Origin of the sequence: Synechocystis sp. LKSZ1 (genome assembly GCF_040436315.1) — a bacterium.
Taxonomy (GTDB): Bacteria; Cyanobacteriota; Cyanobacteriia; order Cyanobacteriales; family Microcystaceae; genus Synechocystis.
This window is the reverse complement of sequence record NZ_AP031572.1, coordinates 1,437,057-1,452,310: the sequence shown is the minus strand read 5'-3', so window position 1 is coordinate 1,452,310 and position 15,254 is coordinate 1,437,057. Positions and strand designations below refer to the sequence as shown.

The window sequence follows — 15,254 nt, the reverse complement described above, 5'->3', positions numbered from 1 at the left end:
TGTCGTGGTCGTAGGCAATCGGGAGTCTAGGCGTGAAATTTGCCCGTTGTCTTAACTTAGCGTATCCAAGCCGGGCTGGGAATGGTGTTCCTGGGTGGGGGTCAGTCGGGGGAGAAAGGGCGATTTCTTAAATTAATCCTTGACTTTTTCAGTTTTTTGGTGTCGGCCTCTAGAATCGGAAAATAGCCGCCCTCGTTTGTCTAGCGGTTTTTCTTTGCCTCGTGAATTTATGAATCAACAGTATGTACTTCAACAACAAATCCAAGATCTGAGCCATAAAATTGACCAACTTCAGCAAATGGTGATGCACCTCAGCCGTCAATTTTCTGAGGTCCTGGCCCCTGGTCATCTAGAAGGCCCTCGCCAGGATACTGCCAGTGGTGCCAGTCTTGGGGAAGTTGATGAAACTGTCCTCAGCCTACAACACAAAGATATTTTGCCTGATGAGCCGGAGTCCCCTCCCTTCTGGTTCCTCGATATTGCCCAACCCGCCACCTCGGAGTTGCAAATTTATCGCCTAACGGCCCAACTAACAGCGGCCTACCATCGCATCGCGGCCCTAGAAGAGCGGTTAATGGCCCAGCGTTCCCATTTTTAGTCTTTGCCTAACATTTGTAATTGGTAGAGACTGGCGTAGAGGCCCTGTTGGGCCAGGAGTTGTTCATGATTGCCGGTTTCGACAATTTCCCCCTGCTTCAGGGCAAAAATACGATCCACATGGCGAATGGTAGAAAGGCGGTGGGCAATGATAATAGCGGTGCGGTCTTGAAGCAAATGCAACAGGGCCTCTTGGATTTGGGCCTCGGTGCGGACATCTAAGTTAGCGGTGGCTTCGTCCATCACTAGAACATGGGGTTCCCGAATGGCGACGCGGGCGAAGGCCAGCAATTGTTTTTGACCACTAGAGAGATTACTGCCTCGTTCCCGTAGCTCCGTATGGTAGCCCTGGGGTAATTCTTCAATTAGGGTGGCGACATTGGTTAGCTGGGCCGCTTTTTGGACATCCGCCAGGCTGTAATCTTCCCCGAGGGTAATGTTGCGTTTAACGTCCCCCGCAAAGAGAAAATTATCCTGTAGGATCACGCCGATAAAGCGCCGCAGTTGCACCTGGGAAAGCTCCCGAATATCAATGCCATCGACGAGAATGCGCCCCTGACTGGGTTCATGGAGACGACAGAGGAGGCGAATAATCGAGCTTTTACCGGCCCCCGTCGGCCCAACAAAGGCCACCTTTTCCCCCGGTTTGATGGTGAAGTTTAAATGCTTAAGGACATAATCCTGGCCTTGGTAGGCAAACCAGACATTCTCAAAACAAATTTCCCCCTGGGCCTGGCTGGGATTAACCTCAATGGGGGTGGTCACGGCCCGGTCTTGGATGGCAATGGGTTCGCCCATGAGTTCGCTGATCCGTTCAATGGCGGTAAAACCGGCCTGGAACATGGTGAATTTATCGGCAAATTGGCGCAGGGGATTAAACAAGCGTTGGGCGTAGAGAATAAAGGCGGCCAAGACCCCAAAGGTCAAATTTTCCCGGAGTACCAAAAAGCCTCCCAGGGCCAAGACGCCAGCAATAGCCACTAAGCTAATCCATTCCAGCGTGGCCGAGATGGCCGAATCATGAAAAATTGTCCGGTCTACTTCTTTGCGGTAGCGTTGATTAACCCGGCGAAATAGCTCCGCGTTATAGGCTTCCCGCCGGAAGAGTTGCACCACATTAATTCCTGTCACATTTTCCTGGAGCATGGAATTTAGCTTCGACAATTCCTCTCGGGCCTGGTAGTTGGCTTTACGGTACTGTTGCTGGAAATAAACAATCAACACCGTCACCGGCACCAGCATCACCAACAAAAGGGTGGCCAACTGCCACTGCACCCAAAAGATCGTAACCACAATGGCCACAATGGAAATTAGGTCATTAATCACCCCAATGGCCCCGCTGGCAAACACATCCCCCAGGGCCTCAACATCATTGGTTAATCGCGTCACCAAACGACCGACGGGGGTGCGCTGAAAGAAATTCACCGACAGGGCCATGACATGGCCAAACAGATCTTCCCGCACATCAGCGGTAATTTCCTGGCCCATTTTTTGTACTAAAAAGCCCTGTGCCCCCACAAAAATTAAACGCACAATAATCGTGGCGAGGAGAATCCAGACTAACTGCTGGAGGGCCATGGTCAGGGGCAAAGCTTGGAGAAAGGGCCAACTGGCCTCACGGCGCAGAAGGGATACGGCCTGGCCGATGATTAAGGGTTGAATGGCCCCGGCAAAGGCCACGGGAATGAGGAGAATAATGGAAAGCAGGAGTAAGCGGGGATAGCGACGAACGTAGGGCAATAACTTGAGCAGTAAACGCCAATCGCTATCGGACTTACGGGGAGCGGCAACGGTCATGGTTTTTTTCTAGGAGCAGGGCCAGCCTTTATTGTTGCATTCCCCCGTTGGAAACGTCTCGCTGTCGCCAGGCCTGAACCCGTTGCCTTAGGCTCGGGGTAAGCCAAGCATCGTGGTGGGGATAGAGGGGCAGGCGGGGCTGTAGTTGCCAACCGGCTTGGGCCAGGTACAGAGTTAATTGTGCTAAGGGAAGGTGGGGATAGCTGGGATTCACCTCATCCATAGGACTCAGGCCACCGAGGTCTCGGGCCCCGGCCTGCAAGCACTGGAGGAGCAGGGGCAGATCTGTGATTAAGTTAGGTGGAATCTGAATCGTGATATCAGCCGGTAAAATCTGTCTGGCCCTGGCTACTAGGTCAGGTAGGGCCGCGAGGGGAAAAGGGGAAGCCTGCCAGGTTTGCTGAGGGCCAGGACTGTGGGGTTGCAAAATCACTTCCTGGATATGACCATAGTGCTGATGAAGTTCCGCAATGGCCTGGAGGCTATCCCACCAATCGCTTTCCTGTTCACCAATGCCCAACAACAGGCCGGTGGTGAAGGGAATCTGTAATTCTCCGGCCCATTGCAATTGCTGGCGTCGTCGGGCGGGTTTTTTACTCGGGGCCTGGCGATGAACACTAGTCAAGAGCGTCGGTGTCACCTGCTCTAGCATTAAGCCCAGGGAGACATTGACGGTTTTAAACTGGGCCATTTCTTGCTGATGCAGAGGGCCCGCATTGGTGTGGGGAAAAAAACCCAGATCCAGGGACAGTTGGCAGAGGTCATAGATGCGCTGAAACCAGGCCGGCCGCTCGGGGGACTGGGGATGGACTTCACCGCTGAGGATTAAAATCTCCGTAATTCCTTGGCCCTGGAGGGATTGGAGGATTTCCTGGGCCGCCGTTAAGGTTAACCAGGCCCCTTGGCCAGGATCAACTCGAAAATTGCAATATTCACAGCGATTAAAACATTCGTAGGTTGGAACCAGGGTATAGGCGGGACTGTAGGTAATCGGTATCATAGGCCAGACGAATGCTTGTTCTGTCTCTGGGATAATTCAGTCGATCACAGGCACTCTAACAATTCCTAACATGAGCATTAACACCCTGAATTAGGAAACAAGTCTTTCCAAACAATGGAGGCTGTTAAGGCCTTGACTAGTAGTCTGCTTATGGTATTGTGAGAATGCTAGCCGAGACACCCTATTTTGTTCATTTTCTTAACTAAATAGCAACTGAGTGGGCATCACCTGCCTCAACCTTTTTTATCTGACTGGGCCGAAGTTTGTTCTTAGGCCAAGCAAGGCCCCCTAATTTGAATCCTATTTGTTCTCCACTATTGAAAATATTCTATGTCTTCTCTGCTTGCCAGTCGCTACGAGATGGTGGCGGCTTTGGGGGCCGGTGGTTTTGGTGAAACTTTCCTGGCCCGGGATACTCATCTTCCCTCCCAGCGGATGGTCGTTGTAAAACGTCTCAAACCAACCCAAGGCCCTAATGATGTCGTGACGAAGTTGTTTCAGAAGGAAGCGGCAGTTCTAGAGGAATTAGGGGCCAACTGTTCGCAGATTCCCCAGTTGTATAGCTATTTCATGGATAATGGAGAGTTTTTCCTGGTACAGGAATATATCGAGGGGAAAAACCTGGCTCAATTCGGCCGGATGGGGTCAGAGCAGGCCAAGCTGGTGCTGTCTTCTCTTCTCAAAACATTAAAATATATCCATAGCCAAGGAATTATTCACCGGGATATTAAGCCAGAAAATATTATTCTGCGTAACCATGACGGCTTGCCGGTGTTGATCGACTTCGGGGCAGTTAAGGAAACCATGGGGGCCATCAGCCTAGGTTCTGGCTCCATCGTTAGTTCGGTGATTGTAGGGACAAGGGGCTTTATGGCCCCAGAGCAGAGTGCCGGTCGGCCAGTCTTTAGTACGGATCTCTATGCCCTCGGCCTGACGATGATCTATGCCCTCACCCAGAAATTACCAATTGAGTTTGGCACGAGTCAGTTGACGGGGGATCTGGACTGGCAGGAGGAGGTACCGAATCTTGACCCCCAGTTGGCCCGCATTTTAGAAAAGGCGATCAAGATGGAACCCAGTCGTCGTTATCCGACGGCAGAGGCGATGTATCAAGACCTCCATGCCTTGCTTCCCTCTGTTCCGGTGGTTTCGCCCAGTGAGATGGCAACTCGGCGAGTGATTCCCGATAGTCGGCCGTCGATTTCTGCAAGGGAGATAGAGCCGACTCGGGTAATTCCCCGTTCGGGTGATCCCACTTCGGAAAAGAGAACGGGATCATCGGTAAATACTGGAGTTTTGTCCACTGCACTAGCGGCGGTATTAGTCGTTTTGGGACTAGGTGGAGGCCTGTTAGTAATGCAACAGATGAATCAGTCTCATTTGCAGGCGTTACAGGCAGAAAAGGAGAAAGAAGAAGCCGAAAAAGCTCGCTTAGAAGCGGAAAAACTTAAGCTTGAAGAAGAAAGAAAGCTAGTAGAAACTCGGAATAGTGATATCTCATCATCTAACAATTCATCCGGTCGCTCCAGTTCCGAATCATTGCTCTCTAGTAACTCCGATGTAGCTCGTCCTAACCCAGAGGATTTTATTGATAACCATTACAGTGATCTAAATAATGGCGACTACTCGACAACCTGGGCAAGACTGAGCAGTAACTTTTCCCAGTCCTTAACCTATGATCAATATATTGATTGGTGGAATAAGGTATCTGAAGTGAGGCTAGGAAATATAATTCCAATTAGTCAAAATTCTGAACGAGCAAAGCTTAAGTTAAATCTTTCTTATGTTATGAATGATGGCAGAGTTGTCAAGGATGAAAAGCCCTATGTTTATCTAGTTTGGAATGATGGAGAGCAGACATGGCTGATTGATAAAAAGTCATCTAGATAAAGATCTAAAAGCCTAATCACTATAATTGCATTGACTTGTCTTTATTCCTAAAAATTATGACGACATTACTTGCTAATCGTTACGCAATTATCACTGCTTTAGGATCCGGTGGGTTTGGGGAAACTTTCCTGGCAACAGATACAAAAAGCCCATTTCATGAATCAGTAGTTGTCAAGCAACTAAAGCCTGTTAACTCTGGCAATCATTCTTCCTATGACTTAATCGAAAAACTCTTTAAAAAAGAAGCGACAGCCCTAGAAGAATTGAGTAAAGGCTGTTCACAGATTCCGCGTTTGTATGACTATTTTATAGAAAATGAGCAGTTCTATTTAGTTCAAGAATATATTGAAGGAAAAAATCTTGCTCAAATTGGCCCTATTCGATCAGAACAAGCGATTGCCATCCTGACTTCTTTGCTGAATACCTTGAAGCACATTCACGGGAAAGGAATCATCCATCGAGATATTAAGCCAGAAAATATTATTTTGCGAGAGACGGATCGCCTACCAGTTCTCATTGACTTTGGAGCTGTTAAGGAAACAATGGGGGCGGTGACTCTCGGCTCTGGCTCAACAGTTAGCTCAGTAATTGTGGGTACCAGGGGTTTTATGGCTCCAGAACAGAGTGCCGGTCGTGCAGTATTCAGTACAGATCTCTACGCATTGGGGCTCACGATGGTTTATGCTTTGACAGGCAAGTTACCCGTAGAGTTTTCAACTAGTCCAATTACAGGCGAACTAGAGTGGGAATATGACGTTCCTCATTTAGATCAACGGCTAAAGTCTGTTTTAAGTAAGGCGATAAAAATGGAAATTGCCAGTCGTTTTTCTTCTGCAGAAGATATGCTTCTAGCTCTCCACTCTTCATCTCCAGTATCCTCAAATAATCTCAGTACAGTCAATACTATTGCAGTAGCTCCGATGGTCGCGTCTCCAACGCCTACAGTTGTTTTAGGGAATAGTGGTTTTGAACAATTTCAAAGTAATAGTAAAAAAAGTAATTCTGTTGGTGTTAGTGTAATCACAGTTGCTATAACATCAATTCTTGCTATTGTTGGGTTATCTGCTGGTTTCTTCATCATGTATCAAATGAAAGAAGCTGATCTTAAAATGGCTCAGATAGAAAAAGAGAAAGAAGAAGCTCAAAAGGCATTAGAAGAAGAAAAAAAAGACAGAGAAGAAGCTGAAAAGCTCAGAGCAAAGGCAGAGGAAAATCGCTTAGCAGCTGAGCAAAAGCGACTGGAAGCAGAAAGGAAAGCGGCCGCAACGCCAAAAACTATTGTCCGAAGAGTTATTGTTAACAATCCTAGTAATAGTAGTAGTGGTAGTTCTGCAACCATTGGCGGGCAATCAGGAAGCAAGAATATTCGTTCGGGGCCTGGCACTAATTATAGTGTTGTTGGTCAAGGATATACAGGTGATTCTTTAGAAATTTTGGGAAATGACATTGATGCTGGGGGATATATTTGGTATCGGGTCTATCATCCCGATTCTGGAACGACAGGGTGGATGGCTAGTCAATTAGTCAACTTTTAGTTACTAGTACTGAGGTAATATGAAATTCCCCAAGATTGTAGCCGATAATTTCCAAGTTTTTAACTTTTTCTTGGCTTCTCTAATTGTTGGTATTCTCTTTGGTTGGTGGTATCTTCCCAACTCAAAGGATCTAGCTTCTACCAATCAAAAATCTGAGGTAGATAAATCAGTTGCTCCCTCATTCAATGAACAGTTTAAAAAAACTCTAGAGAAATCTAAAGCTCAATCTTCCCCAGACTCTCCTCTCATTAAAACGAATCCTTCGGTAATGACATCAATTGGTAAGCCGCCTGAAGTATCGGAAGCTAATATGAGGCCTTTATTACCTGAAATGCCACCTGAATCTCTCAATATTCCTCAGCAAAATCTACAACCTCAGGTTGCCTATAATAATTTGCCGCCTAATCAAGCGAAAACTTATTTAGGACATCATACTTTTGCTGAGAATCCTCGTCAGCGTCTAGTTACTGTAGGCAAATACTATGATCGAACAGAGTCTTTAGATCAAGAAGCCGCTAATGCTTTTTGGCAAATGCAACGTGATGCTAAAGCCCAAGGTATTCAGTTAACCATTATTTCGGGATTTCGTTCGATTGCGGATCAAGAAAAACTGTTTCAAAGACAGATCCAAAGACGAGGAAGTAAACAGGCCGCCGCTCGCTTAAGTGCTCCTCCTGGCCATAGTGAACATCATACTGGTTATGCTCTAGATATTGGTGATGGAACTCAGCCTAGTGCCGATCTTAAGTTTGATTTTCAATCAACTCCAGCCTATCAATGGCTAGCTCGCAATTCTCATAATTACGGTTTTGAACTATCTTTTCCCCCAGGAAATAGCCAGGGAGTCAGTTTTGAGCCTTGGCATTGGCGTTATGTTGGCAGTCCTCGTTCAAATCAAATTTTTTCCTTTGCTAGAAGTAATAGATAATCACACCACCTTTTGGAGTCTTAAAATTTTTTCGCCCAATCATCAAAGTCATTTTCAATATTCCATATAAATTATCCTAAATTTAAACGAAAATCCCGTTCAAAAAATCATGCTTTGAAACCCTGATGCTTCCATTAAAACAGCGATAGAGAACGCCCTAAAAGCGTATCTTAAACAATAAAAATGCTTCACAATTTTAAGCAATAATCAAACAACTTTAGAGACTCAGAAACATCTTCAAAGCGCTTTCCGAGATCAGCCTAACTTCTAAATAAAAATGAATTCCCTAAAACTGTCTTCCCGAGACCTTAAAATTCTTCAAGAATTCAAAGTCTATCTAAGCCGACTCTATCAAGAACAATTGGATAAAGTTATTCTTTTTGGTTCTCGCGCCAGGGGGAATGCAGGGCCAGAATCTGATTTCGACATTTTGATTGTCCTTAAAGATAAATTTTCTTATTACTCAGAAGTTAAAAAGATAAGTGGTTATATTAGTGATCTGTGTATTGAAAATGAAATTCTAATATCTTGTGTGTTTACAACCCTAGAAAAATGGAACACTGAAGATAATGCGTTTTATCGCAACGTTCATCTAGAGGGAATCTCTTTATGACCTCTGTTCCCCATGAGTTTCTTAAAAAAGCCAATAAAAGTTTAGAAGTTGCAAAACAAATCAACCAGTTGGGAACCCCTGAATTTGCAATCTCTAGGGCTTACTATGCCATGTTTTATGTTGCGACTGCCTTACTAGAGAGAGAAAATTTGAGCTTCTCCAAGCATTCTGGTGTGATTGCCGCTTTCGGCAAGTACTTATCGAAAACAGGTAAGGTTCCACAACAGTATCACCGCTACCTGATTGAAGCCCAGAAGCTCCGAACTGTGACGGATTACAGCATCAACATTGAAATTACCCTAGAAGAAGCGGAAGCCGTTATTGCCCAGGCTGAAGAAATGCTGAATTTTGCGAGAAACTATCTTGATAACGTGTGACCAATGCCACAGATTGATCGACCTATCTTAATCCTCAATAATCAAGGGCAAACCTGCTCTCCTTTTGTTCTAACGCAACGCCAGCATATTCTTGGTCGAGACCCCCAGCTAGCAGATCTGCTCGTCCCCCCGGATTGGGGCGTGATTAGTCGTTGCCAGGCCACCCTACTGGAAATTAACGGTCGCTACCACATCTTCGACGGCGATCGCCGCCAGCCCAGCCGTAATCGCTTATTCATCAACAATCATCTCATCACTCACGACTTAGGCTATTGCCTCCAGGATGGCGACCTGATCAAAATTGGGCAAAACTTTCAGATTCTGATCACCCTTAAATTTCTAGCTTCTCCCCGCAGTAGCTCCAGTCGTTCTGTTTCCGCTCTCAATGCCGTTTCCGTTGCTCAAAAGTCCACGGTCATTGGCCGCGACCCCGGCGCGAATCTACAGTTGCTGGCCCCCACCGTTTCGCGTAAACACGCTGTTCTGGATTACCTAGAACCCAATCACTATCTTCTGCACGACTATAGTACCAATGGCATTTTCGTCAATGATGTCAAAGTTAAGGGCAAAATTCACCTCAACGACGGTGCCATTATCAAAATTGCCCCCTTCACGCTGGTTCTACAAAATAATCATCTGGCGATCGCCGACCGGGGAGACCATATCCGCCTAGATGCCCAAAATATTCTGCGGGTGGTTAAGAATAAGCAAAACGAAGAAATTACCTTACTTAACCATATTTCTCTACCTATCGAGCCGGGGCAGTTAGTGGCCCTTGTCGGGGGGAGCGGGGCCGGTAAATCCACTTTGATGCGCACCCTGCTAGGCATTGAACCCACCACTCAGGGCGTAGTCTATCTCAATGGTGAAGACCTCCGCAACAACTTCAATATCTACCGCAACCAGATCGGTTACGTCCCTCAAAAAGACATTGTGCATCGGGAACTGCGGGTCGAAGAAGTCCTGCGCTATGCGGCCCAACTGCGTCTCCCGGCTGATAGCGACATTGATGGGGTGATTGACCAGACCCTAGAACAGATTGAAATGCAGGAACAGCGGGAGGTGTTGGTCAAAAATCTCAGTGGCGGCCAACTCAAACGGGTCTCCATTGGCGTCGAACTGCTGGTTGACCCGAAACTCTTCTTCCTGGATGAACCCACCTCTGGCCTCGACCCCGGCTTGGACAAAAAGATGATGCAACTCCTGCGGAAACTTGCCGACCAAGGACGCACCATTATCCTCGTCACCCATGCCACCAGTAACATTAATCTCTGTGATCGCCTGGTATTTCTGGGTCAGGGAGGCAATCTCTGCTATTTTGGCGATTTTAGCGATGCCGCCCAATTTTTTGCGCTGAACGGCGGCGATTTTGCCGATATTTATATCCAACTGGATAATCCAGGAGCCGTCCTGGCCACCGCCAGCCGCTATCAACAGTCTCCCTACCAGAAGAAATATATTGATGAACGCCTCGCCATTGACCCCTCCCAGGCTAGTCAAGCTCATCCCGAACAGGTCAAAGCCAACTTTTTTCAGCAAACGGCGATCCTTTGCCAACGCTATTTTCAACTCTTGGTGCGAGACCCGGTTAGCGTCGGCACTACTTTGGTAACGGCCCCCATCAGTATTCTGCTGATTGACCTGGCCATCCGGCAAAAAGAACCTTTTGTTCTAGGAACAGAAGAGAATCCGGCCCTGGCCCCCTTGGCCCAAACGGTAGTCTTTGTTTTCACCTGTGCGGCCATCTGGGTTGGCCTAGCCAGTTCTCTGCAGGAAATTGTTAAAGAAAACGATATTTATCTGCGGGAACGCTTGGTGAATCTCAATCTCCTTGCTTACCTCTGTTCCAAAGTCGTGATCCTGGCCGGACTGGCCCTCCTGCAAACGGTCTTTATGGTCGCGGCGATTGCCTGGGGCTTTTCTGCACCAGAATCCTGGAGTGTTTCTTGGTTACTGGGGGTCAGTATTACCAGTTTCTTAACGCTCTTTGCGGCCATGGCCCTGGGCTTAATGATCTCCAGCCTGGTAAAAAATAGCACCCAAGCCAACAGTGCCCTGCCGATCTTGCTTTTGCCTCAAATTATTTTCTCTGGGGTTCTATTCAAAACCGAGGGATTAATCAGTAAATATTTGTCCTGGTTGACCATTAGTCGCTGGTCAGTGGGGGCCTACGGGGCTTTGGTGGATATTAACCGACTGGTTCCCGCCCCCATCCAACTCCCCGACGGTCGCGAGATCGCCCCGCCCTTTAAGATCACAGCGGTCTATGACCCCAGTTGGCATAACCTCAGCCTAAACTGGCAACTGCTGATGCTCCATGCTTTGCTGTATTCGGTGATCGCCTTTTGGCTACAAAAACGTAAGGATGTTCTTTAATACTTGTCAGACATGGGTTTTAATGATGATTGGCGTATAACCCTTAGGATAAAGTAGATCGAATTCCGCTATTCCCATTGCTGGGCTTGCCTCCAGTCCCCCACTAGACAATCCGGTCATTCGCAAATCCTAAAGTATGTCCCAAACGAAATTTCAATTTAATCAGAAACTGTGGTGGCGCTTCATTGAAAGCTCCCAGCCCTATTTTTTTCCGGTTGGCAATCAGCAAACCCGTATTTTTCTGGGTCTTATTGTTGTCTTATTAATTACTGTTATTAGCCTGACTTTTTTCCTGACGATTGGCCTGACCCTGGCAGGAAAGGCTCTATTTCCTGCTTTTTTTAGCAATGGGGCCCAGGGCCTGGTTACACAGGTTGAACAAATTTTAAAATCGCCTCTACCCTTAATTTTTCTTGGCCTATTGGCCCTGGCCGCCAGTGCCTTTTTTTCTCAGCGGTCTAAACTTCGTCAACGCTGGCTGCAATGGCTTCTATTAGGACTGTTACTGTTCCTGCTGTTTGTGGTTAATGGCCTGAATGTCATCCTCAGTTTTGTCTTTCGGTTTATCGATACAGCCCTGAACCAGAAAGAAAGTGATGTTTTTTGGCAGTTCCTTTGGACTTATGGTTTGGTGATTGTTCTGGCCATTCCGATTATTGTGGCCTATCGCTACCTGCGGCAAAAGCTGGGTCTACTCTGGCGGGAATGGTTAACCCAACATTTTCTGAATCGTTACTTTCACCAACGAGCCTATTATCGTCTTGATTCCAATGCGGTTAATACCGAATTGGATAACCCCGACCAACGGATTACCCAGGATGTCAAATCCTTTACCAGCGTTACCCTCGATTTTTTATTGGATATTCTGGATTCTATCCTGACTCTGCTTTCTTTCACGGCCATTTTGTTTAATTTATCCAAGGCCCTGACCTGGGGCCTGGTGGGCTATGCGGTCTTCGGAACGGCCATTGCCATTGCCATTGGGACGCGCCTGATTCGGATTAATTATGAACAATTACGACTGGAAGCAAATTTTCGTTATAGCCTAGTCCGGGTGCGGGATAATGCCGAATCCATTGCCTTTTATCAAGGGGAAAATTTAGAACGGGAGCAGGTACTGACCCGTCTCCTCCAGGCCATTCGCAACTTCGATTTACTGATTATTTGGCAGTCTTTAATTAGTCTTTTCCAACTGGGCTATAACTACTTTACGAGTTTAATTCCCTACATCATCGTGGCCCCATTATACCTATCGGGCAAACTGGATTTTGGGGCCATTTCTCAGGCCAGTCTCGCCTTTGGCCAGGTGTTATCGGCCCTGTCTCTAGTAACAAACCAAATTCAGGGGATTACGGAATTTGCTGCTAGCATTAACCGTCTAGGGGAATTTTATGAATCCCTAGCGGAACCCGACCCGGAGACATCTCCAGAAGTTGCGCCGGTAATCCTCACCCAGATTGCGCCGACTCTCCAGTTAACCAACCTGACGCTCCAGCCACCTAATTCCTCCCGTCGTCTGATCCGTGACCTGTCCTTAACCGTAGGGCCCCAGCAACATTTACTGATCATGGGGGCCAGTGGAACGGGAAAAAGTTCTCTCCTGCGGGCCATTGCGGGTCTTTGGAATACGGGCCAGGGCCTGATCGAACGGCCGGCCTTGCACGAAATGCTCTTTTTACCTCAGCGGCCCTACATGATTCGTGGCAGTCTGCGGGAACAACTCCTCTATCCCAATCCCGAACAACAGGCTGATGAGGATTTTCTGCAATGGGTCTTGCAAACGGTCAATTTGCCAGATCTGGCCCAGCGGTTTGGCGGCTTTGCGGCGGAGGAAAACTGGGAAAATGTGCTGTCCTTGGGAGAACAACAGCGGGTGGCCCTGGGCCGCGTTTTAGTCAGTCGGCCCTGCTACGCCATCTTGGATGAGGCCACCAGTGCCCTGGATATTCATAACGAAGAACGTCTTTATCAGGCCCTGGAGCAGTTGGGGACTACCTACGTCAGCGTTGGCCATCGCACGAGCCTGACCCGCTACCATCGTCAGTGTCTAGAAATTCTAGAGGGGGGCCATTGGCAGTTGCAGCCCCTCAACGCAGGGTAAGTCAGGGAGTCTGCTAGAGTGGGCGGTGAAACGTTTGTGATTTCTGGCCCCATGACTGATTCCTCCCTTTGGCAATGGCAGACTTGGCAGGAAAAGCCTTACCTCACCTGTCAGCTTCTGGCTTCCTGGCCCCACGGTTTTTTTACCCAGCACTTTGCACCCCAGACGCCGGAAACCTTGGTGATGGCCCTAGACCCTCAGGCTAAGGTTTTTCGGGTCAAGCAAGTCCATGGCAATACAGTACTCACACCTCAAGAAATTGCCCACGAGATGCACCAGGGAGACAGTGAAGCCATATTACCCGGAGCTGATGGAGTCTTGAGTGACCAAGCCCGTCAAGCGGTTTGGGTGGCCAGTGCGGATTGTACCCCGGCCCTAATTGGAGATGTCACCACCGGCCAGGTGGCGGCGGTTCATGCGGGTTGGCGAGGAACGGCCCAACGGATTCTGCCCGTTACGGTTCAGCGATTTTTAACGAATGGCAGTCAGTTAGCCGATCTACGAGTGGCCCTGGGGCCCGCCATTAGCGGAGAAGTTTATCAAGTGCATCGTCAGGTGGCCCTGGCGGTGGGGAAAAGTACCCAAGATCCTGGGGATGCAGATCTGGCAGAGGATGTCTATCTGGCAGGCCTGATGACTCTAGCTGAGCCACCTCTTTTACCCGATACCAAGCCAGACCATTACCGCCTCGATGTGCGTTGTATTAATCAGTTGCAACTGACAAACCTTGGTCTCAAACCAGAACAATTATCTATTGCTCCCTACTGCACCTACAAAAATCCCGACCATTTCTTTTCCTACCGCCGCACCGGGGCCAAAAATGTCCAATGGTCGGGCATCGTTAGTCTCTGATATTCTTCCCCTCGCGCACAGAGGAGTATTGCTCGCGCATCCCGATAAAAATTACCATTGGTATTCCGACCAGACGGGATGGCCATAGAGAGAGGCCGCGACCCGCACCCCTCGTAACTGATTCAGTAGGGGCAAATGGCCCGCCGGTGCCGAGAGATCCCAGGTAAAACCAGCGGGGTATTTTGTCCAACTATTGCCATTTTTCCAGTCGATTTTAGGCCAGAGCTTAGTGAAGTCCTTGCCAACGGAGAGCCAAAGCTTTCGCTGTACCGAGAAACCAAATTTTCCGCCTGAATGCAACCACCACAGGGCATTAATGGTATGCAGGTCTAGGCCAGGAAACCGTTCAACTTCAGTGAAATAGAGCCATTTGCGTTGTATGGCTCCTTCGCCGGCTAACTCACACAACTTCTCACGGGTCAGGTTATCGGCCAATTCAAATTCCTGCTGGGCCAGGGCCATCTGCAAGGGACGATAATCAATGTTGCGGGCGGACTTGAGGGGAAAAATGCCTAGGGGAAACTGGGTATTCAGGAATTCTTGTACGGCTTCTTGCTCAACTAGACGCAGGGCCTGATAGGCCTCGGCCATAGCTAACTTTGGGGTGTCTGAGTAGTTGGTCTTTAAAAAGTCCTGCAAAAGGGGCCATCCTACTTCCCCCAGGGCCGCCAGTTGTGCAATCACCTGTCGTTGACTTTTTTCGGCACCTTGGTTGAGTTGATCGCTTAACTGGGCCAAATCAGAGGCGGCATCAGGCAGGGGAGAAGACATGGCGGTCATATAAAATCATCGGTAAATTAGCAGTGCAAGCGCTTAGAAGGTTGTCCCGTTATAGCCCCACATTGATCCTTTGGCATCATTAAATTCAATGTAGGTGCGGTCTGGGGGAATAGCCAGATGACGTTGGACAATGGTGCAAAAATCCCGACTCATGGCCTGGGTTTGGGCCGGTGACATTGTGCCGACACTCTTCACTTCGAGGTAACAGGTCGGGGCAAAACTGCCGGCAAAGGTCATTTTGAAGCTGGGTTCAAAGCTGGTCATGACGTAGGCCTCCGGCTTCCCGAGGTGCTGGGCCAATTTTTGGGAGAGTTCGGCTAGTAGGGGTTCTACGGAGGAGGCGATGGCCTCTAGGGGCAGGGCCGTTTGAATTTTAAGAAAGGGCATTGCTTCAATCAGAACAAAAGA

General features: G+C 48.2%; 13 protein-coding genes. 9 read left to right on the top strand and 4 right to left on the bottom strand.

Annotated features, from left to right (window positions below):
• The first annotated feature begins 229 nt into the window (after positions 1–229).
• Complete coding sequence (locus tag ABXS88_RS06920; RefSeq protein WP_353674448.1) at positions 230–598, top strand: hypothetical protein; 369 nt, start codon at positions 230–232, stop codon at positions 596–598.
• On the opposite strand, the gene ABXS88_RS06915 is transcribed toward ABXS88_RS06920, so the two are convergent.
• Both ABXS88_RS06915 and cofG read right to left on the bottom strand, forming a co-directional pair.
• Complete coding sequence (locus ABXS88_RS06915) at positions 595–2,394, bottom strand: ABC transporter ATP-binding protein (protein ID WP_353674447.1); 1,800 nt, start codon at positions 2,392–2,394, stop codon at positions 595–597. The genes ABXS88_RS06920 and ABXS88_RS06915 overlap by 4 nt on opposite strands.
• Positions 2,395–2,422: 28 nt before the next feature.
• Complete coding sequence (gene cofG, locus ABXS88_RS06910) at positions 2,423–3,394, bottom strand: 7,8-didemethyl-8-hydroxy-5-deazariboflavin synthase subunit CofG (protein WP_353674446.1); 972 nt, start codon at positions 3,392–3,394, stop codon at positions 2,423–2,425.
• A gap of 330 nt (positions 3,395–3,724) precedes the next feature.
• Here cofG and ABXS88_RS06905 point away from each other — a divergent pair, with 330 nt between their 5' ends.
• The 8 genes from ABXS88_RS06905 (at position 3,725) to pgeF (ending at position 14,066) form a co-directional block, all read left to right on the top strand.
• Positions 3,725–5,284, top strand: coding sequence for a serine/threonine-protein kinase (locus ABXS88_RS06905; RefSeq protein WP_353674445.1), 1,560 nt, complete (start codon positions 3,725–3,727; stop codon positions 5,282–5,284).
• Positions 5,285–5,340: 56 nt separating this feature from the next.
• Complete coding sequence (locus tag ABXS88_RS06900) at positions 5,341–6,819, top strand: protein kinase (protein WP_353674444.1); 1,479 nt, start codon at positions 5,341–5,343, stop codon at positions 6,817–6,819.
• Between the two features lie 19 nt (positions 6,820–6,838).
• A complete protein-coding gene (locus tag ABXS88_RS06895; RefSeq protein WP_353674443.1) occupies positions 6,839–7,747 on the top strand; it encodes a M15 family metallopeptidase in 909 nt (302 codons plus the stop codon).
• 277 nt (positions 7,748–8,024) lie between these two features.
• Entirely contained in the window at positions 8,025–8,360 is a 336-nt protein-coding gene (locus ABXS88_RS06890) for a nucleotidyltransferase domain-containing protein (RefSeq protein ID WP_353674442.1), read from the top strand.
• Entirely contained in the window at positions 8,357–8,737 is a 381-nt protein-coding gene (locus ABXS88_RS06885; RefSeq protein ID WP_353674441.1) for a HEPN domain-containing protein, read from the top strand. The genes ABXS88_RS06890 and ABXS88_RS06885 overlap by 4 nt, the downstream gene beginning before the upstream one ends.
• Positions 8,738–8,740: 3 nt before the next feature.
• On the top strand, positions 8,741–11,113 hold the full coding sequence (locus ABXS88_RS06880) for an ATP-binding cassette domain-containing protein (protein ID WP_353674440.1): 2,373 nt from the start codon (positions 8,741–8,743) through the stop codon (positions 11,111–11,113).
• A 136-nt stretch (positions 11,114–11,249) separates the two neighbouring features.
• Positions 11,250–13,214 (top strand): ABC transporter ATP-binding protein/permease, encoded by a 1,965-nt coding sequence (locus ABXS88_RS06875; protein WP_353674439.1) that lies wholly within the window; start codon positions 11,250–11,252, stop codon positions 13,212–13,214.
• A 51-nt stretch (positions 13,215–13,265) separates the two neighbouring features.
• Positions 13,266–14,066, top strand: a complete 801-nt coding sequence (pgeF, locus tag ABXS88_RS06870) for a peptidoglycan editing factor PgeF (protein ID WP_353674438.1) — start codon at positions 13,266–13,268, stop codon at positions 14,064–14,066.
• 51 nt (positions 14,067–14,117) lie between these two features.
• Here pgeF and ABXS88_RS06865 read toward each other — a convergent pair whose 3' ends face one another.
• Together ABXS88_RS06865 and ABXS88_RS06860 are read right to left on the bottom strand one after the other, a co-directional pair.
• Entirely contained in the window at positions 14,118–14,837 is a 720-nt protein-coding gene (locus tag ABXS88_RS06865) for a GUN4 N-terminal ARM-like repeat domain-containing protein (RefSeq protein ID WP_353674791.1), read from the bottom strand.
• A 42-nt stretch (positions 14,838–14,879) separates the two neighbouring features.
• Entirely contained in the window at positions 14,880–15,233 is a 354-nt protein-coding gene (locus tag ABXS88_RS06860) for a phenylpyruvate tautomerase MIF-related protein (protein ID WP_353674437.1), read from the bottom strand.
• Positions 15,234–15,254: the final 21 nt, after the last annotated feature.